The sequence below is a fragment of the Acidovorax benzenivorans genome (assembly GCF_028680575.1).
In the GTDB taxonomy this organism is placed as follows: Bacteria; Pseudomonadota; Gammaproteobacteria; order Burkholderiales; family Burkholderiaceae_C; genus Acidovorax; species Acidovorax benzenivorans.
This window is the reverse complement of the sequence record NZ_JAPCKI010000014.1, coordinates 1-23,449: the sequence shown is the minus strand read 5'-3', so window position 1 is coordinate 23,449 and position 23,449 is coordinate 1. Positions and strand designations below refer to the sequence as shown.

At 62.7% G+C, this 23,449-nt stretch carries 22 protein-coding genes; 12 read left to right on the top strand and 10 right to left on the bottom strand.

Features of this window, described 5'->3' with window-relative positions:
- Positions 1–162 precede the first annotated feature (162 nt).
- Entirely contained in the window at positions 163–1,866 is a 1,704-nt protein-coding gene (gene ilvD / locus OIN59_RS19180) for a dihydroxy-acid dehydratase (protein ID WP_274112833.1), read from the top strand.
- Between the two features lie 195 nt (positions 1,867–2,061).
- On the opposite strand, the gene OIN59_RS19175 is transcribed toward ilvD, so the two are convergent.
- Positions 2,062–2,304, bottom strand: a complete 243-nt coding sequence (locus OIN59_RS19175) for a TIGR04438 family Trp-rich protein (protein ID WP_274112831.1) — start codon at positions 2,302–2,304, stop codon at positions 2,062–2,064.
- A gap of 115 nt (positions 2,305–2,419) precedes the next feature.
- Here OIN59_RS19175 and OIN59_RS19170 point away from each other — a divergent pair, with 115 nt between their 5' ends.
- Positions 2,420–2,725 carry a c-type cytochrome gene (locus OIN59_RS19170; protein ID WP_274112829.1) on the top strand — a complete coding sequence of 102 codons (306 nt, stop codon included), beginning with the start codon at positions 2,420–2,422 and terminating at the stop codon, positions 2,723–2,725.
- A gap of 160 nt (positions 2,726–2,885) precedes the next feature.
- Here the strand turns inward: OIN59_RS19170 and OIN59_RS19165 are convergent, their stop codons facing one another.
- Positions 2,886–3,359, bottom strand: coding sequence for a LapA family protein (locus OIN59_RS19165; RefSeq protein ID WP_274112827.1), 474 nt, complete (start codon positions 3,357–3,359; stop codon positions 2,886–2,888).
- Positions 3,360–3,614: 255 nt separating this feature from the next.
- Positions 3,615–5,609 carry an acetate--CoA ligase gene (gene acs / locus OIN59_RS19160; RefSeq protein WP_274112825.1) on the bottom strand — a complete coding sequence of 665 codons (1,995 nt, stop codon included), beginning with the start codon at positions 5,607–5,609 and terminating at the stop codon, positions 3,615–3,617.
- A 256-nt stretch (positions 5,610–5,865) separates the two neighbouring features.
- Here acs and OIN59_RS19155 point away from each other — a divergent pair, with 256 nt between their 5' ends.
- The 5 genes from OIN59_RS19155 to OIN59_RS19135 all read left to right on the top strand — a co-directional run bounded on the left by OIN59_RS19155 (position 5,866) and on the right by OIN59_RS19135 (position 10,304).
- Positions 5,866–6,465 (top strand): TIGR00645 family protein, encoded by a 600-nt coding sequence (locus tag OIN59_RS19155; protein WP_274112823.1) that lies wholly within the window; start codon positions 5,866–5,868, stop codon positions 6,463–6,465.
- 224 nt (positions 6,466–6,689) lie between these two features.
- Entirely contained in the window at positions 6,690–7,592 is a 903-nt protein-coding gene (locus OIN59_RS19150; protein WP_274112821.1) for a dioxygenase family protein, read from the top strand.
- 53 nt (positions 7,593–7,645) lie between these two features.
- A complete protein-coding gene (locus tag OIN59_RS19145) occupies positions 7,646–7,924 on the top strand; it encodes a hypothetical protein (protein ID WP_274112819.1) in 279 nt (92 codons plus the stop codon).
- A gap of 5 nt (positions 7,925–7,929) precedes the next feature.
- A complete protein-coding gene (locus OIN59_RS19140) occupies positions 7,930–9,597 on the top strand; it encodes an ATP-binding protein (RefSeq protein ID WP_274112817.1) in 1,668 nt (555 codons plus the stop codon).
- Positions 9,594–10,304, top strand: coding sequence for a response regulator (locus OIN59_RS19135; RefSeq protein WP_274112815.1), 711 nt, complete (start codon positions 9,594–9,596; stop codon positions 10,302–10,304). Before OIN59_RS19140 ends, OIN59_RS19135 begins: the two co-directional genes overlap by 4 nt.
- A gap of 133 nt (positions 10,305–10,437) precedes the next feature.
- On the opposite strand, the gene fumC is transcribed toward OIN59_RS19135, so the two are convergent.
- Entirely contained in the window at positions 10,438–11,847 is a 1,410-nt protein-coding gene (gene fumC / locus OIN59_RS19130; RefSeq protein ID WP_274112813.1) for a class II fumarate hydratase, read from the bottom strand.
- A gap of 169 nt (positions 11,848–12,016) precedes the next feature.
- Between fumC and OIN59_RS19125 the strand changes: the two genes are divergently transcribed.
- Positions 12,017–13,585, top strand: coding sequence for a fumarate hydratase (locus tag OIN59_RS19125; protein ID WP_274112811.1), 1,569 nt, complete (start codon positions 12,017–12,019; stop codon positions 13,583–13,585).
- Between the two features lie 182 nt (positions 13,586–13,767).
- Positions 13,768–14,658, top strand: coding sequence for a glutamate racemase (gene murI, locus OIN59_RS19120; RefSeq protein ID WP_274112809.1), 891 nt, complete (start codon positions 13,768–13,770; stop codon positions 14,656–14,658).
- 88 nt (positions 14,659–14,746) lie between these two features.
- Here murI and OIN59_RS19115 read toward each other — a convergent pair whose 3' ends face one another.
- Together OIN59_RS19115 and OIN59_RS19110 are read right to left on the bottom strand one after the other, a co-directional pair.
- On the bottom strand, positions 14,747–15,271 hold the full coding sequence (locus OIN59_RS19115; RefSeq protein ID WP_274112807.1) for a M48 metallopeptidase family protein: 525 nt from the start codon (positions 15,269–15,271) through the stop codon (positions 14,747–14,749).
- Positions 15,272–15,423: 152 nt separating this feature from the next.
- The gene (locus OIN59_RS19110) at positions 15,424–16,062 is read right to left on the bottom strand and encodes a DUF6806 family protein (RefSeq protein WP_274112805.1); all 639 of its coding nucleotides are present in this window, start codon (positions 16,060–16,062) and stop codon (positions 15,424–15,426) included.
- 250 nt (positions 16,063–16,312) lie between these two features.
- On the opposite strand from OIN59_RS19110, the gene OIN59_RS19105 reads away from it, so the two are divergent.
- The 3 genes from OIN59_RS19105 to OIN59_RS19095 are packed head-to-tail and all read left to right on the top strand — an operon-like array spanning position 16,313 to position 18,361.
- Positions 16,313–17,650, top strand: a complete 1,338-nt coding sequence (locus tag OIN59_RS19105) for a tyrosine-type recombinase/integrase (protein WP_274112803.1) — start codon at positions 16,313–16,315, stop codon at positions 17,648–17,650.
- Between the two features lie 49 nt (positions 17,651–17,699).
- Positions 17,700–18,023: a type II toxin-antitoxin system RelE/ParE family toxin gene (locus OIN59_RS19100; RefSeq protein ID WP_274112801.1), complete on the top strand. Its 324-nt coding sequence runs from the start codon at positions 17,700–17,702 to the stop codon at positions 18,021–18,023.
- Complete coding sequence (locus OIN59_RS19095) at positions 18,020–18,361, top strand: addiction module antidote protein (protein WP_274112799.1); 342 nt, start codon at positions 18,020–18,022, stop codon at positions 18,359–18,361. The genes OIN59_RS19100 and OIN59_RS19095 overlap by 4 nt, the downstream gene beginning before the upstream one ends.
- Positions 18,362–18,402: 41 nt before the next feature.
- On the opposite strand, the gene OIN59_RS19090 is transcribed toward OIN59_RS19095, so the two are convergent.
- From OIN59_RS19090 to OIN59_RS19075, 4 genes are read right to left on the bottom strand one after another with little or no spacing between them, the layout of a single operon-like run.
- Positions 18,403–19,212 carry an abortive infection family protein gene (locus OIN59_RS19090; protein WP_274112797.1) on the bottom strand — a complete coding sequence of 270 codons (810 nt, stop codon included), beginning with the start codon at positions 19,210–19,212 and terminating at the stop codon, positions 18,403–18,405.
- A 22-nt stretch (positions 19,213–19,234) separates the two neighbouring features.
- Positions 19,235–21,196, bottom strand: a complete 1,962-nt coding sequence (locus OIN59_RS19085) for a DUF3732 domain-containing protein (protein WP_274112795.1) — start codon at positions 21,194–21,196, stop codon at positions 19,235–19,237.
- On the bottom strand, positions 21,193–21,681 hold the full coding sequence (locus tag OIN59_RS19080; protein ID WP_274112793.1) for a three component ABC system middle component: 489 nt from the start codon (positions 21,679–21,681) through the stop codon (positions 21,193–21,195). The genes OIN59_RS19085 and OIN59_RS19080 overlap by 4 nt, the downstream gene beginning before the upstream one ends.
- Positions 21,678–22,901, bottom strand: a complete 1,224-nt coding sequence (locus OIN59_RS19075; protein WP_274112791.1) for an ABC-three component system protein — start codon at positions 22,899–22,901, stop codon at positions 21,678–21,680. Before OIN59_RS19075 ends, OIN59_RS19080 begins: the two co-directional genes overlap by 4 nt.
- Positions 22,902–23,449 lie beyond the last annotated feature (548 nt).

Here is a 23,449-nt window from a genome sequence, read left to right as displayed (position 1 = left end):
GCCGTGCCGGGGGCAAACCTGTCAATTATCGCCCAGCCCCATGGGCCCGCCCCGGAGCACTGGCGTTGAGGATTGCGTGGGCAGACCACACGCGCGGCGACGGCACTGGCAGAATGATCCATTCCGCTCCAGCCCCCAACCCGGACACCAGGACGCCCCACGATGACCGACTCCAGCCACCCCTCCACCCCCATCAACCGCCGCAGCGCCAACATCACCCAGGGCAAGTCGCGCGCACCCAACCGGTCCATGTACTACGCCATGGGTTACGAAGAAGGCGACTTTGTGAAACCCATGGTGGGCGTGGCCAACGGTCACAGCACCATCACGCCCTGCAACAGCGGCCTGCAAAAGCTGGCCGACGCGGCCATCGCGGGCATCGAGGAAGCCGGTGGCAACGCCCAGGTGTTCGGCACGCCCACCATCAGCGACGGCATGGCCATGGGCACCGAAGGCATGAAGTACAGCCTGGTGAGCCGCGAGGTGATCAGCGACTGCATCGAGACCTGCGTGGGCGGCCAGTGGATGGACGGCGTGCTGGTCGTAGGTGGCTGCGACAAGAACATGCCCGGCGGCCTGATGGGCATGCTGCGCGCCAATGTGCCCGCCATCTATGTGTACGGCGGCACCATCCTGCCCGGCCACTACCAGGGCAAGGACCTGAACATCGTGAGCGTGTTCGAGGCCGTGGGCGAGAACGCCGCCGGCAAGATGAGCGACTTTGACCTCAAGGAAATCGAAAAGCGCGCCATCCCTGGCACTGGTTCGTGCGGCGGCATGTACACCGCCAACACCATGAGCAGCGCGTTCGAGGCACTGGGCATCAGCCTGCCGTACTCGTCCACCATGGCCAACCCACACGACGAGAAGATGAACTCGGCCAAGGAGTCCGCCAAGGTGCTGATCGAGGCCATCAAGAAGGACTTGAAGCCCCGCGACATCGTGACCAAGAAGTCCATCGAAAACGCCGTGGCCGTGATCATGGCCACGGGCGGCTCGACCAACGCGGTGCTGCACTTCCTGGCGATTGCGCATGCAGCGGGCGTGGAATGGACCATCGACGACTTCGAGCGTGTGCGCGTGAAGACCCCGGTGCTGTGCGACCTCAAGCCCAGCGGCAAGTACCTGGCCGTGGACCTGCACCGCGCTGGCGGCATCCCGCAGGTCATGAAGATTTTGCTGAATGCCGGCCTGCTGCATGGCGACTGCATCACCATTGAAGGCAAGACGATTGCCGAAGTGCTCAAGGGCGTGCCGGACGAGCCGCGCGCCGACCAGGATGTGATCCGCCCAATCAGCAAGCCCATGTACGCCCAAGGCCACCTGGCCATACTCAAGGGCAACCTGAGCCCCGAGGGCGCCGTGGCCAAGATCACCGGCCTGAAGAACCCCGTCATCACCGGCCCGGCCCGTGTGTTCGACGATGAGCAGTCCGCGCTGGAAGCCATCTTGGCAGGCAAGATCGTCGCTGGCGACGTGATGGTGCTGCGCTACCTGGGCCCCAAGGGCGGCCCCGGCATGCCCGAAATGCTGGCCCCCACCGGCGCGCTCATCGGCGCCGGACTGGGCGAAAGCGTGGGCCTGATCACCGACGGCCGCTTCTCCGGCGGCACCTGGGGCATGGTGGTCGGCCACGTGGCGCCCGAAGCAGCGGCCGGCGGCACGATTGCGTTCGTCAACGAAGGCGACAGCATCACCATCGACGCACGACAGCTGCTGCTGGAGCTGAACGTGAGCGAAGAAGAAATCGCCAAGCGCCGCGCTGGCTGGACGGCCCCAGCCCCACGCTACACGCGCGGTGTACAGGCCAAGTTTGCGTTCAACGCATCAAGCGCGAGCAAGGGAGCGGTGCTGGACGCGTATTGACTGCGGCCCTGCATGGGCCGAAGGCGATGGCGAGAAGGCCGCTCAAGCTGAGCAGCCTTCTCGCACCAGCCTCTCTACGCACAAAAAAGCCCGCAGCACACGGTGTGCTGCGGGCTTTTTTGTTAAGAAATAGTCGAAGCCGGAAACCCGGCCAAAGCATCAATATGCACTGCTCTGCGAGGCCAGCGCCCCGCGTCAGCGCGGCTTGCGCGGCCGAATACCCAAGGCTTCCTTGTTCTTGTTGATGCGGTCCTTCTTGCGCTGGTCCATCTTCTCCATGGCCTTGCGCTTGGTGTAGCCGGTGGAATCGGCCCAGGCCCACCACAAGGCAGTGACCGCGAAGGGTGCCAACACCCACCACCAGGACCAGGTGGCCACGGGGCCGATCTCAAAATATTTCAGTGCCAGCATGAGAAGGGACAGACCCAGCAGATACATCGCTCTCTCCAAATATGGCCGCGAAAAGCGGCATTGACCAGGGACAACAGCGTGTCAACCCAAGTCACTACAATTACATTAAAAGCACTGTAACTCAACCACAGGAAATCCCACCATGAAGCGTTCCCTGATCACTCTCGCCTTGACGCTGTCGGTTGCGGCACCCGCCATGGCCGACCTGGCCTTGGCCACCTCCAAGAACTGCATGGCCTGCCATGCCGTAGACAAAAAATTGGTGGGGCCTGCCTACAAGGAAGTCGCTGCCAAGTACGCTGGCCAAAAGGATGCCGTGGACAAGCTGGCGGCCAAAATCATCAAGGGCGGCTCCGGCGTGTGGGGCCCCGTCCCTATGCCCGCCAACGCGCAAGTGAATGACGCCGAAGCCAAGAAGCTGGCTGCCTGGGTACTGACGCAAAAGTAAGCTGCAGCCCTTGAGGTGACTCGGGGTGCAAACACTCCGAGCCCCTGCAAAAAAAGCCGCGCACAACCAGTGACGCGGCTTTTTTTATGTTTGCGTGCAACGCCCATTGGCCGCACGGATGCGGGGTACCCGGGCCAGCCCGGACAGCGCCCGCAGGGCTCTACAGCCCAGGGGTCACCAACGAATTGCCGGAGCGTAGTTGTTGCTCCAACTGCCCCACATAAGCCGCCGTCGTGTTGTCTGACTCATCGGCCCGGGCTGCAAGGCGGGCTTCCAGGTGGTCCAGCCGCGCCAAGACAGCCGCGTGGGCCTGGCTGTGCTGTGCATCCAAGAAAGTGCGCAACTCAGTGAAACGGGATGCCTCTGCCTTGTCGGCCAACTCGCGCTGGGCCTGCAACTCTTTGGTGTGGCGGCGGGTTTCGAGCAGCACAGAGCCCTGCAGCGACAACACATAGGCCACGAAGAAAATGCCCAACAAGGCGGTGAGGGCCAGCATCAGCAGCCCGAGCGGCGCTTCAAACGACACCACCCCCAGCGAGACCAGGGAAGGGGCCGCCAGCGCAGGCCAGTTCAAGGCGGCCAGTGCGGCAATCACCAGCACCGTCAACAGCAGAACGATGGAACGCAAGTGCATGTGAAATCTCCGGTCAGCAGCGCCCGGCCAGGATGACCGGTCACGCAGTGCTGCCGTTGTAACGCATACATGGCGCATCACCTGCCGCATCGGGGTGATTTCAGGCCACGTCCTACAGGAGGCGTCGTCCAGGCCCCTGCAGGCTCACCACCTCATGAGGCCCCTGGCCCTTCAGCCATCAGCCACGAGCCACACAAGGTGGCCGCACGTGGCCCGCAGCGCGCGCAAGCCCCAGGCGCACCACACTGTCCAGGATCAGTTGGTCTGGGCCAATTGATCCAGGATGGCCGGGTTCTCCAGCGTGCTGGTGTCCTGCGTGATGGCCTCGCCCTTGGCAATGCTACGCAGCAGGCGGCGCATGATTTTGCCGCTGCGGGTCTTGGGCAGGTTGTCGCCAAAGCGGATGTCCTTGGGCTTGGCAATCGGCCCGATTTCCTTGGCCACCCAGTTGCGCAGTTCGTTGGCAATCTGCTTGGCTTCTTCGCCCGTGGGTCGGGAACGCTTGAGCACCACGAAGGCGCAGATGGCCTCGCCGGTCACATCGTCAGGGCGGCCCACCACGGCGGCCTCGGCGACGAGGTCGGTCTTGGAGACCAGGGCCGATTCGATCTCCATCGTGCCCATGCGGTGGCCCGACACATTCAGCACGTCATCAATGCGGCCGGTGATGCGGAAGTAGCCGCGGTCAGCACTGCGCACAGCGCCGTCGCCCGCCAGATAGTAGCCCTTGAGTTCTTCTGGGAAGTAGCTCTTCTTGAAGCGCTCAGGGTCGTTCCAGATCGTGCGGATCATGCTGGGCCAGGGGCGCTTGATGACCAGGATGCCACCGGCACCATTGGGCACGTCGTTGCCCATTTCGTCCACGATGGCGGCGGTAATACCGGGCAGAGGCAGCGTGCAGCTGCCGGGCACCAGCGGTGTGGCACCGGGCAATGGGGTGATGACGTGGCCACCGGTTTCGGTCTGCCAGAAGGTGTCAACGATGGGACAACGCTCGCCACCCACGTTCTTGTGGTACCACATCCAGGCTTCGGGGTTGATGGGCTCGCCCACGCTGCCCAGGATGCGCAGACTCGACAAATCGGAGCGCGCAGGGTGCACAGTCTCGTCGGCCTCGGCCGCCTTGATGAGCGAGCGAATGGCCGTGGGTGCCGTGTAGAAGATCGTGCACTTGTGGCGCTCGATCATCTGCCAGAAGCGGCCTGCGTTCGGGAAGGTGGGGATGCCTTCAAAGATGATCTGTGTGGCGCCTGCAGCCAGCGGGCCGTAGGCGACGTAGGTGTGGCCCGTGATCCAGCCGATGTCGGCCGTGCACCAGAACACGTCGTCCGAGCGCAGGTCGAACGTCCAGTCCATGGTCATCTTGGCCCACAGCAGGTAGCCGCCGGTGCTGTGCTGCACGCCCTTGGGTTTGCCGGTAGAGCCGCTGGTGTAGAGGATGAACAGCGGGTGCTCGGCGCCCACCGCCACGGGGGCGCATTCGGTGCTTTGTCCTGCCAGTGCTTCGGCAAAGGTTTTGTCGCGCCCTGCCACCATGTTGCAGGCCGTGGCCGTGCGCTGGTAGACGAACACATTGCGAATGGTGTCGCAGCCGCCCATGGCCAGGGCTTCGTCGATGATGGCCTTGAGGGGCAGCTCTTTGCCGCCACGCATCTGGTAGTTGGCGGTGAGCACGGCCACGGCACCGGCGTCGATGATGCGCTCGTGCACGGCCTTGGCACTGAAACCGCCAAACACCACGCTGTGCGTGGCGCCAATGCGGGCGCAGGCCTGCATGGCGATCACGCCCTCGATGGTCATGGGCATGTAGATCAGCACGCGGTCGCCCTTGGCCACGCCGTGGGCCTTGAGCGCATTGGCAAACTGGCTCACGCGGGCCAGCAGCTCTTTGTAGGTGATCTTGGTGACGGTGCCATCGTCGGCTTCAAAGATGATGGCCGTCTTGTTCTCGGTGGCGGTGCCGATGTGGCGGTCCAGGCAGTTGGCCGATGCGTTGAGTTCGCCATCGGCAAACCATTGGAAGAACGGTGCATTGGACTCGTCCAGCGTGCGCGTGAAAGGCTTGGTCCACTGCAGGTTACCCTGCGCCTGGCGTGCCCAGAAGCCCTCGAAATCCTTCTCGGCCTCGGCACACAGCGCCTCATACCCGGCCATGCCGGACACGCGAGCGGCTTTGACGATGGCGTCCGAAGGCGGGAACACACGGTTCTCAACCAGCACGGACTCGATGGCGGATGTGGGCGCACTCATGGTGTTGTCTCCTGGATCTAATGGAATTGGAATTGGGCGGTACTGTCGGGCGCGGCACTTACAGGCCACTGACTGGCGCGAAGCTTACAGAGTACGCCATCGCCGCTCGCCTGTCGCAGGTGGCCCGGTCCCACCCTGCGAGTGGGCAGTTCGTCCAGGGCAAAGGGCGCGGGCCCAGGATGCGCAGACCCACCTGCCACCGCAGGGACATACTGGCCCCCTAAAATCGCGCCTCCTGCAACCCTTTGCGAGCGCCATGTCCTCTCCCCAACACAAGCCCCCTGCGCCAATGCGCCCCCTGCCTTCGATGATCTTCGCCAGCCGGTGGCTGCAATTGCCGCTGTACCTGGGCCTGATCCTGGCGCAGGCGGTGTATGTGTTCCATTTCTGGGTAGAGCTGGTGCACCTGATTGAGGCGGCCTTTGGCAACACGGCGGCCCTGCAAAGTCTGGTGTCCAGCATTGGCTACAAGAGTGATTTCCAGGTCACCGCGCTCAACGAGACCATCATCATGCTGGTGGTGCTGGCGCTGATCGACGTGGTGATGATCTCCAACCTGCTGATCATGGTGATCGTGGGCGGCTACGAGACCTTTGTCTCGCGCCTGCACCTCGAAGACCACCCTGACCAGCCCGAGTGGCTGAGCCATGTGAATGCCTCGGTGCTCAAGGTCAAGCTGGCCACCGCCATCATCGGCATCAGCTCCATCCACCTGCTCAAGACCTTCATCAACGCCGCCAACTATGACCTCAAGGTGCTGATGTGGCAGACCATCATCCATGTGGTGTTCCTGCTCAGCGCCCTGGCGATTGCGCTGACCGACCGGCTGATGTCGCACTCGTCCAACGGACACTGAGCACGGCACTGGCTCCCAGGCCCCCCAGCACCGCTGCGGGAGCCTGGGCACCAAAATTTCAGTCAAAAGTGCCGATAGCGCCCACTGCATAAGCGCCAGCAGCTATCAAATTTGAACCAATCACGTTACCGACACGCAGCGTCCAGAGGGCGCCCAGGGCGCTCCCAGATTTCTCCTCAATCGGTAGGCACAGTGCGGTGCAGACCCACCCGAAGGAGAAATCCATGCCCCATCTGCCCTCTCTCTCCCCGACCGCAGCAACGGCACCTGCACCCGCTGCAGCAGCCTCCCCGTCCACACACACCGCCACCAGCCGCCGCCTGGCACTCAGCGCCCTGGGCTCCCTGAGCGTCGCCACCCTATGGGGCTGCGGCGGTGGCAGCGACAGCACCAGCACCGACTCCGGCAGCAGCACGGACTCGGGGTCTGGCACCGGGAGCAGCACCGGATCAGGCACGGGAACCGGCACCGGCACAACCACCAGCTGCTCCGTCGTGCCCGAGGAGACCGCCGGCCCCTACCCCGCCGACGGCTCCACCGCCAGCAACAACACCTACAACGTGCTCGCGCTCAGCGGCATCGTGCGTTCGGACATCCGCAGCTCTGTGGGCTCGTCCACCCAGGTCAGCGGCGTGCCGCTGTCCATCACCATCACACTGACCAACACCAAAGCCAGTTGCGCGCCACTGGCGGGATACGCCATCTACCTGTGGCACTGCACGCAAGACGGCAACTACTCGGTCTACACCTCCAACAACATCGCCGACAACCACCTGCGCGGCGTGCAGGCCACGGACGCCAACGGCACCGTGACCTTCACCACCATCGTGCCCGGCTGCTATTCGGGCCGCATGCCGCACATGCACCTGGAGATCTACCCCACGCTGGCATCGGCCACCAAGGCTGCCAACAAGATCAAGACCACGCAGCTGGCCTTCCCCACCACCCTGCTCAGCAGCATCTACAGCAGCAATTCGGGCTACAGCGCCAGCGTGCGCAACCTGGCCTCCATTACCTTTGCCACCGACAACGTATTCAGCGACGGCACGGAGCTGGAGATGACCACCATGCAAGCCAACACGGGCGGTGGCTATTCCGCCAGCATCACGATCTCGATCGCCGCCTGAGCCCTTCCTTTCTTCCGTTCACCCTGTTTTTTCGATCACCAGAAAGACACCCGATGTTCAAGATCCACACCCTTTTCGCTGCATTGGCCCTGGCATCCATCGCCGCAGCATTCCCCAGCCACGCCCAGCCAGCCCGTGGCACGCCGCCCGCCCCACCACCTGAGGCCTACGCCGCCTGCAAGGGCAAGACCGAAGGCGCCTCGGTCACGCTGACCATGCCGGACGGCAAAACCCTGGCAGGCACTTGCCGCACAATGGACGGCACCCTGGTGGCCATGCCTGCCGGTGGGCCTGGTGGCCCCGGCGCAGGTGGCCCGCCCCCCGCCCGCTGACCTCCATGCCACCACTGCGCGCCCTCGTCCCTTTGCCCCATCTGACGCTGCACCGCAAAGCCTTCATTGCCCTGGCCGCTCTGCTGCTGGCGCTGTTGCTGATTTTTGTGGGGTTCTCGCGCCTCGGTCTGCAGCGGGGCCTGGGGCCGTACGTGGCCGAGATCGAGCTGGCCCGCATGGACTGGCTGGCCGCGCGCCTGCAGGCCCACCACATCCAGACAGGTGGCTGGGACAGCCTGCGCGGGCAGTCGGCCCTGTGGGGACGGCTGACCCACCCGGGCGGCGGCCCGCGCGGGCTGGACAACACTCGCCCCCCAAGCGGACTCCCCCCCGACCGCGCGGACCCCTTTGCTAAGCCCCCCGCTCCTCCCGGCCTCCCCTCAGAGCCCCCTGACACGGCCAACGCCCCTCCTGCCAACGGCAGTGACAGTGGCGGAGGCAGTAGCGCCGACCTTGGCAACAGCCCTCCCCCACGCCCACCCGGCGACCTGCGCCCCCTGGACCGGGGCTTCGCGCCACCCCAGCGCCACCCGGATGACATCTACCCCCGCCTGGGCCTGCTCGATGCACAAGACCAGTGGGTCGCTGGCACGCCGCCCCAGCCGGGGGGGGCGCGCCTGGCGCTGCATGGCACAGGCGGCCAGACCATCGGGCACCTGGTGCTGGCGCCCCCGCAGGGCATGCGCAGCGAGGCAGACCAGGCCTTTCTGGCCCAGCACCTGGGCTTTGTGGCGTGGACGGGCTTGGCCGGGCTGGCGCTAGCGCTGGTGCTGTCGGGCTGGCTGGCGCGGCGCTGGCTGGCCCCGGTAGAGGCCCTGGCCACCGGCGCACGCGGCATTGCGCAGGGCCACCTGCACACCCGCGTGCCCGTGCACGGCAACGACGAACTGGCCCAACTGGCCCGCACCTTCAACACCATGGCCGAACAACTGGGCAGCATCGAGGCCAGCCGCCGCCAATGGCTGGGCGACGTGGCCCACGAGCTGCGCACCCCCCTGGCCGCCATGCGCGCCGAGATCGAGGCCGTGCAGGACGGCATCCGCCCCTTTGACGACAAGACCGCGCTGCGCCTGCACCGGCAGGTGATGCGCCTGATCCAGCTGGTGGGCGACTTGCGCGCCAGCCTGGATGCGGTGGGCACCAGCGCGCCGTCGGCCCAGGTGCCCGTGCACCCGCTGTCGCTGCTGAACGAAGCGCTGGCCTCCATGCGCCCCCGCCTGGCCCAGGCGGGCATTGATGTGGACACCAGCGGCCTGGACGCCCTGGCCGCACAAGGCGCCGCCCAGCCCGCGCCCCTGGTGCGCGGCGACGCGCAGCAACTGCACCAGGTGTTTTTGAACCTGCTGGAGAACAGCCTGCGCTACACCGACGCAGGCGGCCTGCTGCGCATTGCGGCGCGCCTGCTGCCACCGGCCGATGCCGCCGCCCAGCTGCAGGTGCAGTTGGACGACAGCGCGCCCGGCGTACCCAAGCACGAGCTACCCCGCATCTTTGACCGCCTGTACCGCGCAGAAACCTCGCGCAACCGCGACCATGGCGGCTCGGGCCTGGGCCTGGCGATCTGCCGGGCCATCGTGCTCGCACACGGCGGCACGCTGACTGCCGACACCTCGCCCCTGGGCGGGCTGCGCATCACGCTGACCCTGCCCCTTCTGGACAACACGGCACCATGAGCCCACGCATCCTTGTCGTCGAAGACGAACCCGATATCGCCGCCATCGTGGTGGACTACCTGCGCCACGCTGGTTACACCGTAGAGCACCAGGCCGAAGGCCGTGCAGCCCTGGCCAGCCTTATCACCACACCGCCCGACCTCACGCTGCTGGACATCATGCTGCCCGGCATCGACGGCCTGGAGATATTGCGCCAGGCGCGGCGCCACACGCAGCACCCCATCATCATGCTGACCGCCCGCGTCGAAGAGGTAGACCGCCTCATCGGCCTGGAGCTGGGCGCGGACGACTACATCTGCAAGCCGTTTTCGCCGCGCGAGGTGGTGGCCCGCGTCAAGGCCGTGTTGCGCCGCACCGCCGCTTCACAGGCGCCATCCGCCGCCAGCGCATCGCTGGCCGCACTGATGCTGGACGAATCGCACTGGCAGGCCACGCTGCATGGCACGCCACTGGGCCTCACGCGGCGCGAGTTCAAGCTGCTGCAGGTGCTGGCACGCCAGAAGGGGCGCATCTTCTCGCGGGCCCAGCTGCTGGACCAGGCCTATGACGACACGCTGGATGTGAACGAACGCGCCATCGACAGCCACATCAAGAACCTGCGCAAAAAGCTCAAGGCCGCCAGCACGGATGGCAGCGACTGGATCCGCTCGGTGTATGGCGTGGGGTTTGCGCTAGACCCAAACCATGAGGGTCCGTCAGCAGCCTGATGGGCGCAGTCCCCAAAACCCCCAGGGCCAATTACTATTGTTTTGATAGCTGCTCAGGCATATTCCAAAAGCGCCATCTGCACATTTCATTCAAATTTTTGTCAAGATTTGTGCAAAAGGAACGCACACCGCCTCAACGCCCCACCATCTGCGCAGGCACCACCCACTGGTCAAACTGCTCACCCGTCACATGGCCCGAGGCCACAGCCGCTTCGCGCAGACTGGTGCCTTCCTTGTGCGCCTTCTTGGCAATGAAGGCGGCCTTGTCATAGCCGATGTGGGGGTTGAGCGCCGTCACCAACATCAGCGACCGGTCCAGCAGTTCGTCGATGCGCGCCTGGTTAGGCTCGATGCCCACGGCGCAGTGTTCGTTGAAGCTGGCCATCCCATCGGCCAGCAAGCGCACGCTCTGCAAGAAGTTGTGGATCACCATGGGCCGGAACACGTTCAGCTCGAAGTTGCCCGAGGCCCCGCCGATGTTGATGGCCACGTCGTTGCCCATCACCTGCGCACACAGCATGGTCAGCGCCTCGCACTGTGTGGGGTTGACCTTGCCCGGCATGATGGACGAGCCCGGCTCGTTCTCGGGGATGGTGATTTCGCCCAGCCCGCTGCGCGGGCCGCTGGCCAGCCAGCGCACGTCGTTGGCAATCTTCATCAGGCTGGCCGCCAGGGTCTTGAGCGCGCCATGGGCATGCACCAGCGCATCGCAGCTAGCCAGGGCCTCGAACTTGTTGGGCGCCGTCACCAGCGGCAGGCCCGTCAGGTCGGCCAGCTCTTTGGCCACGGCCTGCGCATAACCGGCCGGTGCATTGAGCCCGGTGCCCACGGCCGTGCCGCCCAGTGCCAGCTCGCCCAAATGGGGCAGCGCGGCACGCACATGCTGTTCGCCGTGCTGCAGCTGCGCCACCCAGCCCGAGATCTCCTGGCCCAGCGTGAGCGGAGTGGCGTCCTGCAAATGCGTGCGGCCAATCTTCACGATGTCGTCAAACGACTGGGCCTTGGCCGCCAGCGTGGTGCGCAGGCCGTGCAGCGCGGGCAGCAAGCGATGCATCAGTGCGTCCACCGCCGCCACGTGCATGGCGGTCGGGAACACGTCGTTGCTCGACTGGCTCTTGTTCACCTCGTCGTTGGGATGCACCAGGCGCGCTTCGCCGCGCGGGCCACCCAGCAGCTCGCTCGCCCGGTTGGCCAGCACCTCGTTCATGTTCATGTTGGTCTGCGTGCCCGATCCGGTCTGCCACACCACCAGCGGAAACTCCTGCAGGTGACCGCCTTCGATCACCTCGTCTGCCGCCGCCACGATGGCCGTGGTCTTGGCCGCATCGAGCAGGCCCAGCGCGTTGTTCACATAGGCGCTGGCCCGCTTGACCTGGGCCAGCGCTCGGATCAGCTCCGGCGCCATGCGCTCGCCAGAAATGGCGAAGTGGTGCAGCGAGCGCTGCGTCTGTGCCCCCCACAGGCGCTGGGCAGGCACATCGATGGGGCCGAAGGTGTCTTTTTCGGTGCGGTATGCGGTCGCGTCAGGGGTAGAGGTCTTCACGATGGGGCCTTGCGCGCTCGGTGAGCGGATGGGAATGAATGAAACACCAGCCCGCAGCATACCCACCGAAGGCCATGGTGCGCTACCACCCCCATCGCCCCTGACAGGCCCGCGCAAGCCCGCCGGGAGATAATTCGGGGTTCGCGTTTTCCCTAAAACCCCCACCGCCATGACCACGACGACCATTCGCCAAGAAGACCTGATCGAATCCATTGCCGGCGCACTGCAGTACATCAGCTACTACCACCCCACCGACTACATCGCCCACCTGGCCCGCGCCTACGAGCGCGAAAAGAGCCCAGCCGCCAAGGACGCGATTGCGCAGATCCTGACCAACAGCAAGATGAGCGCCACCGGCCAGCGCCCCATCTGCCAGGACACCGGCATCGTCAACGTGTTCCTGAAAGTGGGGATGGACGTGCGCTGGGAAGGCTTCAGCGGCAGCCTGGACGACGCCATCAACGAAGGCGTGCGCCGTGGCTACAACCACCCCGACAACACGCTGCGCGCCTCGGTCGTGGCCGACCCGCAGTTCGCCCGCAAGAACACCAAGGACAACACCCCTGCCGTGATCTTCACCGAGATCGTGCCAGGCAACACCGTGGACATCACCGTGGCGGCCAAGGGCGGCGGCTCGGAGAACAAGTCCAAGATGTACATGCTCAACCCCGGCGACAACGTGGTGGACTGGGTGCTCAAGACCGTGCCCACCATGGGCGCTGGCTGGTGCCCGCCCGGCATGCTGGGCATCGGCATTGGCGGTACGGCGGAAAAAGCCGTGCTCATGGCCAAGGAAAGCCTGATGGACGACCTGGACATGTATGAACTGCAGGCCAAGGCCGAAGCCGCCAAGACCGGCGGCCCCGCGCTCGACAAGGTCGAGGAGCTGCGCCTGGAGCTGTTTGAAAAGGTCAACGCGCTGGGCATTGGCGCCCAAGGCCTGGGCGGCCTGACCACGGTGCTGGACGTCAAGATCAAGATGTACCCCACACACGCGGCCAGCAAGCCCATCGCAATGATCCCGAACTGCGCCGCCACACGCCACGCGCACTTTGTGATGGACGGCTCGGGCCCCGTGTATCTCACGCCCCCCAGCCTGGACCTGTGGCCCAACGTGAACTGGGCACCCGACTACAACAAGAGCAAGAAAGTCAACCTCGACACGCTGACCAAGGAAGAAGTGGCCAGCTGGAAGCCTGGCGACACTTTGCTGCTCAACGGCAAGATGCTGACCGGCCGCGATGCCGCACACAAGCGCATCCAGGACATGCTGGCCAAGGGCGAGAAGCTGCCCGTGGACTTCACCAACCGCATCATTTACTACGTGGGCCCTGTGGACCCCGTGAAGGGCGAAGCCGTGGGCCCCGCAGGCCCCACCACCGCCACGCGCATGGACGGCTTCACCGAGATGATGCTGGCCCAGACCGGCCTGATCGCCATGGTGGGCAAGGCCGAGCGCGGCCCGGTCGCCATCGAGGCCATCAAGAAGCACCAGAGCGCCTACCTCATGGCCGTGGGCGGCGCCGCCTACCTGGTCAGCAAGGCCATCAAGACCGCCAAGGTCGTGGGCTTTGCCGACCTGGGCATGGAAGCCATCTACGAATTCGACGTGGTGGATATGCCCGTGACCGTGGCCGTGGACGCCGGTGGCACCAGCGCCCACATCACGGGCCCAGCCGAGTGGCAAAAGCGCATCGCCTCGGGCGAGTTCAAGGGCATTGAAGTAGCCGCCGCCTGATGCTTGGGGTCACCGGGGCACGACTGTACTGCGAGCCCTGAGAACGCCCCCACAAAACCGCCTTCGGGCGGTTTTTTCACATCCCTTCGACGGACTCGTGGACTGAAAGCGGCGCACCAGCGCAGCAGCCCCGTCTTTCCTACAATCCACGGCTTGTCCAACTGCTAGAGCTTGATTCCACGATGCCGCAGTCCTCTTCCCCCATCGGTGTATTTGACAGCGGCGTCGGCGGGCTGAGCGTGCTGCACATGCTGTTGGCAGCCATGCCCAACGAGCGATTCGTGTACCTGGCCGACAGCGCCAACGCCCCCTACGGCGAGCGCGGTGACGCCTTTGTGGCCGCCCGTACTCATGCCATCACCCAGTATCTGTGTGAGCAGCACCACATCAAGGCCCTGGTGGTGGCCTGCAACACGGCCACGGCGGCGGCCATTCATGAGGTGCGCAGCAGCCACCCGGAGTTGCCCCTGGTGGGCCTGGAGCCCGCCATCAAGCCCGCGCTTGCAGTCACCAAAACAGGGCATGTGGGTGTCATCGGCACCCGGGGCACACTGACCAGCGCCAAGTTCGGCAAGCTCATGACCTCGCTGGCCGATCAGGCCCATTTTGTGGTGCAGCCTTGTGATGGCCTGGCGCACGCCATTGAGCGCAGCGTGGCACTGCCAGCCATTGCCCCTGGCAGTCCCGTCCCTGCCACGGAAACTGGGGCTCTGTGCCAACGTTATCTGCAAGCCATGGGTGGTTTTGGTACTGGCCCAGGGCAGATGGACACCCTGGTGCTGGGCTGCACGCACTACATCTTTGTGGCCCACGAGTTGCGGGCGCTGGTGGGCCCCGACGTTCAGTTCATTGAAACCGGAGAACCCGTGGCGCGCCAGACGCGGCGGCTGCTGGAGGCTGCGGGCCTGCTTACTTTGCCGTCGCTTTCGCACCCAAGCGACCAGCCCGCATCCCGCGAGGGCCAGCCGTCCGTACAACTGCTCACCACGGGCCCCGTAGCCATGATGGAAGCTGCAGCCGAGCGCTGGCTGAATCTGCCTCCCAGCCTCTGCCGAAGCGTTTCAGTACCTTGATTCAGCCCCAAAACTGCTCCTAGCGCCCGATTCATAAGCGCTAGCCGCTATTATTTTTGCATCTGTCGGACGTTGCGCATCTGAGCCTTCAGGAACCGTCCCCGCCCCATAGCCGAGTACCTGCCTGTTCCACATGGATGAGGTACAGGCGCAGGTCGAATTCGTACTGGTGGTACTGCGGCTCCATGTGGGTACACAACTGGTAGAAGGCCTTGTCGTGATCCTTCTCGCGCAGGTGGGCCAGCTCGTGGACGACGATCATGCGCAGGAATTCTTCTGGCGCCTGTTTGAACATCGCGGCAATGCGAATCTCATGTTTGGCCGCCAGCCGGTTGCCCTGCACGCGCGACACGGCCGTGTGCAAACCCAGCGCGTGGCGCACCACATGGATCTTGTTGTCGAACAACACCTTGTTGATGGTGCCTGCATTGCGCAGGTAGCGCGCCTTGAGCTCCTGCGCATAGTCGTAGAGCGCCTTGTCACTGCGCACGGCATGCGCCTGCGGGTACTTGCGCTGCAGCACTGCTCCGAGCTTGCCCTGTGCCAGCAGATCGCGCGCCTGATCCTGCAACGAAGCAGGGTAGGAACGCAGATACGGAAGATCAGTGCTCATGGAGGACAAGGCAGCGACGGGAAAGGCGTGGTGCGACGCGATAGCACAGGGGCGCCGAAGTGCTCCGAGAATTTACCCAACGCCCGGGAGATATCTGGGGGAGAAGCGCAGCACTGCACGCGCCAAAGCGCTGCGTAACACGCCCACGCGGATCAGTGCAAGTGGCGCGGACGACGGCCACCACCACTGCCGCCGCCGTGACCAGCACCCGCGCCGCCAGGGCCACGCGGGGGCTTGCCGATCTCCAGCGAGTTCACCAGGGCATCAAAACGCTGGCTGAACAGTTTATCGATCTCAGCAACCACACCGCCCAACTCGGCGCCATCAAAGTGGCGCTCCATCATGTTCACAACGTCCTGCACCAGCAGATCGCGCTGCACCTGCATGATGGCAGCGGGCGTGGGGCCGACGAAGAGCATCACGAAGTCGTCGCGCGACTCGGCGCCCTGCTCTTCTTCGTCTTCATCAAAGTCGGTGTCGTAGAAGGTGACCTCAATGGCAGCACCCTGCTCAGCCAGTTCATTGAGGCTCATGCACATCTCGTCGAGCGACTGACGGAAATCCTCGTCACCGCGCACCGTCCAGCACATCTGCAGCAAGTGTTCCTGCGCGTCGTATTTGATGCCGGGCTCTTCCTCATAGGCGCTGGCAGCGCCATCGGCCAGCGAGCGGGCTCCAGCGTACTTCCACAGGGGTTTGAGCGCCTCCTGGAGCTGGTCAAAACTGGCATCAGCACGCAAAGGGACCTGTCCGTGGACGTGGATTTCGAAGGGAGCGTTGTAACTTGACATGATTGAATCGTAGTGGTGCCCCGAGCCGGGGTCGAACCGGCACGCCCCTTTTCAGGAAAGCGGCGGATTTTAAGCCGAAGAATCGGTACTGCACCGAGGCCCTCCGGGCTTGGATCGAGCCCCCTGGGACAGGTTTTCACAGGGACATCTTATCTTGATGATACCCGGGTGCTTGATGCAAATCGACCCGGTTCCCTTTCGCTTGGCTCCTGCCTAGCTCCTGGAAATCGGGCAATTCCAAGGAGCAATCATGGCCAAGATCAAACTGACGAAAACGGCGGTCGATGCGGCACAGCCTCAATCCACTGACGTGGAACTGCGCGACACACTGGTTCCGGGCTTCCTGTGCAAGGTGACCCCCACAGGCCGGAAGGTGTTCATGGTGCAGTATCGCACCAACGCTGGCGAGCGCCGCAAGCCGTCGCTTGGGCTGTTCGGAGAACTAACCGTCGAGCAAGCCCGCACGCTCGCACAAGACTGGCTGGCCGAGGTCCGTCGTGGTGGCGACCCCGGCGGTCGGAAGGCGGAGGCGCGCAAGGCGCCGACCGTTGCCGAACTGTGCACCCGCTTCATGGAGGACTACTCCAAGACCCGCAACAAACCGAGCACCCAACGTTCGTACCAGCATCAGATCGACCGCTCGATCATTCCGGCCTTCGGCCACATGAAGGTGGCGGACGTCACCCGCCTGGATGTGACGGCGCTGATGAAGCGCAAGGAAAAGTCGCCCATCCAGGCCAATCGAGTGCTCGGCTGCATTCGCAAGATGTTCAACCTCGCCGAACTGTGGGGCTACCGGCCCGATGGCTCCAATCCCTGCCGGCACGTTCCGAAGTACCCCGAGAAAGGCAAGACGCGCCTGATCACTGACGCGCAGATGGCGCAGTTGTTCGCCTATCTCGAAAAGGCCGATGCCGAAGGGCTGGAACATCCGACGCTGACTCTGGCAATTCGCCTGCAGTTCGAGTTCGCCGCCCGGATGTCGGAGATCCTGCTGCTGGAGTGGGACTGGATCGACCTGCCCAACAAGCGCGTGGTCTGGCCGGATAGCAAGACTGGCGACATGTCCAAGCCCATGAGCGAGGAAGCGCATCGACTCCTATCCAATGCGGCGCGCTACGAGAATTCTCCCTATGTCTGCCCGTCGATCTTCAATCACAAGAAATCGCTGACCGCCAACTCCTACTACCAAGCATGGCGGCGCGTCCTCAATCGCGCTGGCGTTCCACATGTCGGAACGCACGGCATCCGCCACCGCGCGGCGACGGACATCGCCAACTCAGGCGTCCCCGTGAAAGTCGGCATGGCGCTGACGGCGCACAAGACGGTCACGATGTTCATGCGGTACGTTCACACCGAAGACGATCCCATTCGCGCAGCTGCCGAACTGGTTGCGAGCCGGCGCAAGATCGTGATCGAAGCGCGGCCGTCGCCAGCCATCGACGTTCCGCCCCCGGCTTCAGTGATCCAGGAGCCAAAGAGTCCGGTCGCTGGCTACAAGCCGTTTCGGCATCGCAAGGACGGCAATCGCGCAGTCCCGCCCGGTAGCAAGCGCGCAACCGACATGCCGGCTGAGCTTGCGCCATGAAGGTGGCCCTTGATGTTTGTGATCTATAAGTTACAATGGAGACCGAGCCATGATTGAAATCCGGCGATACCAACGTGTGGATGGTGCGGTGCCGCTGACCGACTGGTTGGCCGATCTGCGGGATGCACGGGCTCGGGCCAAGCTGGAAATCCGTTTCCGGCGGGTGTCTCTGGGCATCTTTGGCGACATCAAGCCGGTCGGCGAAGGTGTCCTGGAGCTGCGCGAGGATATCGGTCCCGGCTATCGCGTGTACGTCGGCCGACACGGCGCAGCGCTGGTTATTTTGCTGTGTGGCGGCGACAAGCGCTCGCAGGATGCGGACATCAAGCGGGCCAAGGAATACTGGTTGGACTGGAAACGGAGAAATACATGAGCAATCGCAAACATGCCGCTTCGGTCTCCCATAGCGAGGCCACCATTGCCGAACTGCGTGCCGATCGAGGCTTTGCGGTCGAGTACCTGAAATCCGCGCTGGAAGAACTGGACAACCCAGAGCATCGCGCGGTAGGCCTGCTCGCGCTGCGTGACGTGGCCGAGGCCTACGGCGGACTGGCGATGGTCGCCCAGGAGGCGGGAATCACCCGTGAAGCACTCTATCGGGCGCTGTCGCCGACAGGCAACCCGACGCTCAAGACCTTGCTGGCCGTGCTGCATGCGGTGGGTATGCGGCTGTCTGTCGCGCCTGCCGAACCCGTCGTGTCGCACGCCTGAACCACTGGCTTGCCGGCTCAATCGACATGGCCGCAGCCCGTTCAAACACTACGCATCGCGCCGAGCCAGCGCTCCATCACGAAAATCACAATGGTGTGCGAAGCATGAACCGCCAAGCGCGCCTCTGACACCACGATTTTAGGCGGCTCGATGCCGCGTCCATGTGCCGACCCAATGTGGGTTCGGTAAGCGCCTATGCCATCGACGATGGACGCAAGGCCCTGCAAGATTCTCTTTTGGTCATCTTGGAGGGTGCGATCAATGTTCAGGCCAAGATGCTGTTGCACCACCCTCCAAAGCGGGCCGATGGTTTGCATGGTTGGCATGTCCAGTTGGCGCGTTTCGATGTAGGTCTTGCACAGCGCTTCAATGATGGCACTGGATGCCGTGATCGCTGCGTGCGGATCGCGATCAACTTGCGAGATAGCACGTTCGAACTCTGCCTCGATAGACGAAAAGTCGCCCGCCTTGAAAAAATCTGCGAGTGACTTTGCAGCCGGGCTCGCTCCTGCCAGAGTGATGAACCCGTTCATCTGATAGGTCAACTGGTTCTTCGCCAAACTGGCTCGGATGCGCTCTTGTCCGGGGCCAATCTTCTGATTCCAGTCATCGGGCTCTAAGTCCATGAACTTCTGGATGACCTGGCCGAGCACTTGCATGGGATCAACGGTGGAGTCATCGTTGCAGCGCCGAAGCCAACTGCTGCACTTCGTTTCGCAGTTTCCTTCGGGCACGCCTCCCGGCGCACCACTTTCCATGAACAGAGAGTTCAGTGTCGAATGGCTGTAGTAGTGCTCGGCGAGAACAGAAGAAACAGCACCAATGACGGAGTTCGGAATCTTGTTGGTCATGCTGCTTCTTCCCTACTTCTGGTCACGACGATGACCGTGGCAGCAAAGGCCAATCTTCCGGTACCAGCGCTGGCGGCTTGGTCCATGGCTGCTCAACCAAAGCGTCCTGGAACCATTGATCTCGAAGGTTCGCGTGTTCGGTCACGATGAGCTGGAAACCCGGAACATCGTCCTGCGTGAACTTCAGCAACAGTTCGAATAACCGACGCACCGCAGCCAGATCGGCGTCCGCCTCCGTTTTCTGGACAGATCCATCCGCCTCCTGATAGACCTTCTCCGAGGGGAAATAAACCTGCGTTGGCTGGTCGATGAGAAGAAATTGAGGAATCGGGCAGTTGTTATTCGCGGCGAAGAGATGCAGAGCCAACAATGCTGAGAGGTGGTACGCCAGATGATTCTCGCCGCCGCCAGTTCGACTCATCGGTACTGGACGATCCGGACGATCGAAGACGATCGTGAGCTGGCTGAGATCAAGCCTCGCAGGGTAGGCACTGAACTCCGCCTCGAAGGTCTGGATGTACCGTGACACTTGCGCTGAAATGTTGTTCAGGATGGAAATCAGTCGCTCGTGGCTGTCGTCGGCACCAACCTTCTTCTCCAGTTCCTCGACCTTGAATTTCAGACGGCGGTGCTCTGCCTCGCGCGAGGCCAGTTCCGCATTGGGGACAAGATTCTCCAGGAACAAGCTGACGCGGCCCACAACCCGAGCCGCTGCATTGTTGCGCGTCCCCATTTGCGCAATAACTTCATTCGCGGCGATCGCAGCAGAAAGCTCCGCGTCCTTGTTCTTGATCGCGTCTACGACTTCTCGCACCTTGTCATCCTGTTCGGTCAGGTATGCCTCCAGCTTGGGGCGTTGACCGGCCACAATGCTCATTTCCTCGTCAAGTGTTGCCAGTTCGTTGAGGAGCACTTTCGCTATAGGCGACTCCAGGGCCAGATTCGCTTCGCAGAATGGCCATTGCCATTCCCCCGTCTCAGGATTCTTGGGAAGAGCCTTGATGGACGCGAGCCGATCTTTCTGCTCCAGCGCCTCGTTTTCAAAACCACCGGCCTGCTTCGAGAACTGGCGGGCAGCATCAATCCTGGACTGGACCTCGCGCCGGTCCTTGCGTAGCTGGCCGATCTCTTCTTCGAGCCGGGATATCCGGTGACCGTCATCCTCGGGAACCGAGGCGGGCTTCCATTCCAAGGCAGTGCGCAAGGCGTCGATCACGCCATCAGCCCCAACCTGTTGGTTCTCCGGTCCAATGATGCCTACCGTCTTGGCCTCTGAGAAAAGACCGATGCCCTTCTGCTGGGACGTGTCAATGGCGTCGCGGGCTTGCTCCAGGAGCTTGGCGTTGAGCCTCAGCTCCCGCTGTGCAGCGCGCAGCTTGACTTCCAGTTCGTAGCGATCGCTGGAGGAAATGCCAAGCAGTATCGGCAGCGTGTCGCGGATCGCCTGCGGCTGAAACCCTTCATTCTGACGATAGAAGAGTTGGTCCTTGTTGGCGACAATGCCTTGTTTCTGGAACAGGTAGTAGTACGTGTGCTTGACGTTCGCGTCATAGCTCTCTCGGCTGTGCTCGATCGCGACATCGGTTCGGTTTTCCGGGATGCCGAGCAACCGCGACAGCAGTGCTACCACTGCATCGTCATCGGTATTGACCACCAGATCCTTGAAGTCAGGGACTGCCAGCTGACTTCCCCGTCGCTGCATGGCGGTACTGCAGCTCGTCCCGCCAGCAGTTGGCGTGGGCTTCGCGATCAACACCTGTTCTTTGGGAAACTGATAGATCACAGCGAACCACGCCACTTTGTCGCGAATGATGCCTTCCGGGACATTGAAGGTCGATCGACCCATGCAATATTCAATAATCTCGGAGAGTGCTGATTTTCCGGTGGAGGAGCGACCCGTGATGACATTCAGGCCATCGACCTTGAACTGAAGATCCCGGCGCTGGCCGTCGTGACTGTAGATATGAATCGACTTGATCTTCATGGGCGTATTCCAAAGGTCGTGTACACCGTCACGCGGTCTGCGATGCGGGCAAATTCTTTTCCAACGATGCGTGCCACACGCTGACAGGAGACCGATTCGTCAGTCCCTGTCACCGACTTTCGAACTCGGCCCGGCACGGTCTTCAACCGGCCATCCTGCGACACGACAAAACACCCCCGTTCTATCAGCACACCGAAAGCCTCAAGCGCAAATGGCAGCATGTCGCTGGCGCGGTCGGCGAAACCGACCAGTAGCTGAGGATTCTTCTCGACGATCTTCAGCAGATAGCTGCGAGAGTTTCCCGCGATCACTTGACGAGCGTCTTTCTGCAGACACAGCGGCAGCACCAGCAGCGCCAGAGAAAACGGCATGCCATTCGGGTTCTCTTCCTCATAGCCCAGCAATGCCCTGAAGAGCACAAGGCCACAGAAGGCGGGATTGAAAAGATTTCTGACTTCGAACGGTCGTTGATCCCATCGCTTCATGCCGTTGCCCCCAACACCTGACCAACACGATCAAGGAAGCGAGGGTGCCAATAAACCCTTGGCAGCGGCCGGCTGTTGGCGAGGATATGAAATCCGCCACGCACCACGTAGGGTTCGGTCACACGCTCCCTGATGCGAAGCGTGCTGCTATTGCCACTCTCCAGGTCCACCCAGCGATACAGCGCTTTGCCTGCTTCCAGCAGAACCGCGTCAGCGCTTTGCTCATCGAGCTCTTCGAAAATCACGTCTCGGTAGCGGCTCCATTCATCGACAAGACGGTCTTCGTACTCTTCCATTTCCCCCGAGACCAAGAGGCTCTCGCGAGCCCAGGAAGACCGCTGCTCGAAAGCACGGTAGTAATCCAGGATGGCGTTGCGGATGCGGTTGGAAGCAATACCAATTTCTCGCAGTTGCGCAACGAAAAGTCGCGGATCGTTGTCTGCGTCGATTTCTCCAGCGGGCACCCTCCCTCTGAATGTAATAGGGAGGTTGTCTGACTTGTACTCTTCGGCAAATGCGGAAAGCTTGTCGGATATCTCGTAGCCGAAGATTGGGTCGGTGCGCTTTCCGACCAACAGATTGACGATGGTGTCATTCCACCAGCCTTCGAGACGCTCAAAGATGGCGTCTCGGTTGTCTCGCCGGATGCTGCGCATGTGCTGGTCTTTGATGATCGACGGCACATCCTCGATGCGAGGTCCGCTATCAAATATCACGATGCGTGAGAGGAAATCCTCTTTTTCGTCGTCGTTGAGTTTATGGAACTCTTCGGCAATTGAACCGATGAGTTTCGACTCGGTCTTGGCAAGGACATAGGACGCGATCTGTGACAGCGACATAACCTCGCCGTCTTCCGCAGGCGATTCCAGCAGGAAGCGCCGCAAGAAGGACGTGCTTGAAACAGTGCCCGTCGAGAACAGAAAAAAACGAAGGCTAGCTTCGCTGCGCCCGTCTCGGTTGTAGCGTGCCAGCCAGATTCGGACCGACTTCCAGAAGTCTGTGGATAGGTCCGTCAGGCGATCGCCGATCCCCTTGTGTTTGAGGGAAGCCAGGGTCTTGACACCGTCCTTGTCAATGAAGTCAAGGTCATCGTCCTTTTCAATCAGGATCGACGTACTCTCCGGCAACTGCAAAAGCTTCAGCAGACCGAAGCGAGGCTGATAGATGTATCCCAAGCCTTGCTCGCCTGCGGCGTATTGATCGGCGGAAGCCTCTGCCATGCTCAAGTCCCCATGTCCATTTTTCTGTCAATTGAACTGCCGGAGGCGCTCGCCCAAAAGGGCAAGCCAGCTATCACAGCTCATCAACGATCCGCGACGTTTCATCGCTGTTCCCCGTACCCTCGTCCTCCAAGCCCCGAATACCTATTGAAGTGCTTCTCACAATAGTAACAAAAAGATTCTTCTATCCTATGCGCGTCAACACAGTACCGACGTATAAACCAAGGGTGCCGAACTGTGCGTCCGGTGCAATGCACCGCCGGGCTCGCGGGCGTTGCCCCGCACCTCGTTCCGAGTTGCGGCCTTTCGGCTTTGATCCCTGACGCCTCCGGCCCTTGAGGGCCTGCGTGCTGCGCATGCCTATCCGTGCCCTTGTTAGAGGTGGGTAGGCGGTCTTGCTGTTCCCTTCACCGTATCACGGCGTCGGGTAGCAGCGGCGCATTGCTGCGCCGCCGCCCCCTAAGAACCGGACGTGCGAGTCACCCCGCATCCGGCTCAAGCCATTCTTCAGCACCATGGGGTGGCACCGAACAATCTGACGGAACGTT

What these genes read in the sequence shown, in the direction of transcription:
- ilvD (WP_274112833.1), top strand. Translation starts at nt 163, where the DNA reads ATGACCGACTCCAGCCACCCCTCCACCCCCATCAACCGCCGCAGCGCC.
- OIN59_RS19175 (WP_274112831.1), bottom strand. Translation starts at nt 2,304, where the DNA reads ATGTATCTGCTGGGTCTGTCCCTTCTCATGCTGGCACTGAAATATTTT.
- OIN59_RS19170 (WP_274112829.1), top strand. Translation starts at nt 2,420, where the DNA reads ATGAAGCGTTCCCTGATCACTCTCGCCTTGACGCTGTCGGTTGCGGCA.
- OIN59_RS19165 (WP_274112827.1), bottom strand. Translation starts at nt 3,359, where the DNA reads ATGCACTTGCGTTCCATCGTTCTGCTGTTGACGGTGCTGGTGATTGCC.
- acs (WP_274112825.1), bottom strand. Translation starts at nt 5,609, where the DNA reads ATGAGTGCGCCCACATCCGCCATCGAGTCCGTGCTGGTTGAGAACCGT.
- OIN59_RS19155 (WP_274112823.1), top strand. Translation starts at nt 5,866, where the DNA reads ATGTCCTCTCCCCAACACAAGCCCCCTGCGCCAATGCGCCCCCTGCCT.
- OIN59_RS19150 (WP_274112821.1), top strand. Translation starts at nt 6,690, where the DNA reads ATGCCCCATCTGCCCTCTCTCTCCCCGACCGCAGCAACGGCACCTGCA.
- OIN59_RS19145 (WP_274112819.1), top strand. Translation starts at nt 7,646, where the DNA reads ATGTTCAAGATCCACACCCTTTTCGCTGCATTGGCCCTGGCATCCATC.
- OIN59_RS19140 (WP_274112817.1), top strand. Translation starts at nt 7,930, where the DNA reads ATGCCACCACTGCGCGCCCTCGTCCCTTTGCCCCATCTGACGCTGCAC.
- OIN59_RS19135 (WP_274112815.1), top strand. Translation starts at nt 9,594, where the DNA reads ATGAGCCCACGCATCCTTGTCGTCGAAGACGAACCCGATATCGCCGCC.
- OIN59_RS19125 (WP_274112811.1), top strand. Translation starts at nt 12,017, where the DNA reads ATGACCACGACGACCATTCGCCAAGAAGACCTGATCGAATCCATTGCC.
- murI (WP_274112809.1), top strand. Translation starts at nt 13,768, where the DNA reads ATGCCGCAGTCCTCTTCCCCCATCGGTGTATTTGACAGCGGCGTCGGC.
- OIN59_RS19115 (WP_274112807.1), bottom strand. Translation starts at nt 15,271, where the DNA reads ATGAGCACTGATCTTCCGTATCTGCGTTCCTACCCTGCTTCGTTGCAG.
- OIN59_RS19110 (WP_274112805.1), bottom strand. Translation starts at nt 16,062, where the DNA reads ATGTCAAGTTACAACGCTCCCTTCGAAATCCACGTCCACGGACAGGTC.
- OIN59_RS19105 (WP_274112803.1), top strand. Translation starts at nt 16,313, where the DNA reads ATGGCCAAGATCAAACTGACGAAAACGGCGGTCGATGCGGCACAGCCT.
- OIN59_RS19100 (WP_274112801.1), top strand. Translation starts at nt 17,700, where the DNA reads ATGATTGAAATCCGGCGATACCAACGTGTGGATGGTGCGGTGCCGCTG.
- OIN59_RS19095 (WP_274112799.1), top strand. Translation starts at nt 18,020, where the DNA reads ATGAGCAATCGCAAACATGCCGCTTCGGTCTCCCATAGCGAGGCCACC.
- OIN59_RS19090 (WP_274112797.1), bottom strand. Translation starts at nt 19,212, where the DNA reads ATGACCAACAAGATTCCGAACTCCGTCATTGGTGCTGTTTCTTCTGTT.
- OIN59_RS19085 (WP_274112795.1), bottom strand. Translation starts at nt 21,196, where the DNA reads ATGAAGATCAAGTCGATTCATATCTACAGTCACGACGGCCAGCGCCGG.
- OIN59_RS19080 (WP_274112793.1), bottom strand. Translation starts at nt 21,681, where the DNA reads ATGAAGCGATGGGATCAACGACCGTTCGAAGTCAGAAATCTTTTCAAT.
- OIN59_RS19075 (WP_274112791.1), bottom strand. Translation starts at nt 22,901, where the DNA reads ATGGCAGAGGCTTCCGCCGATCAATACGCCGCAGGCGAGCAAGGCTTG.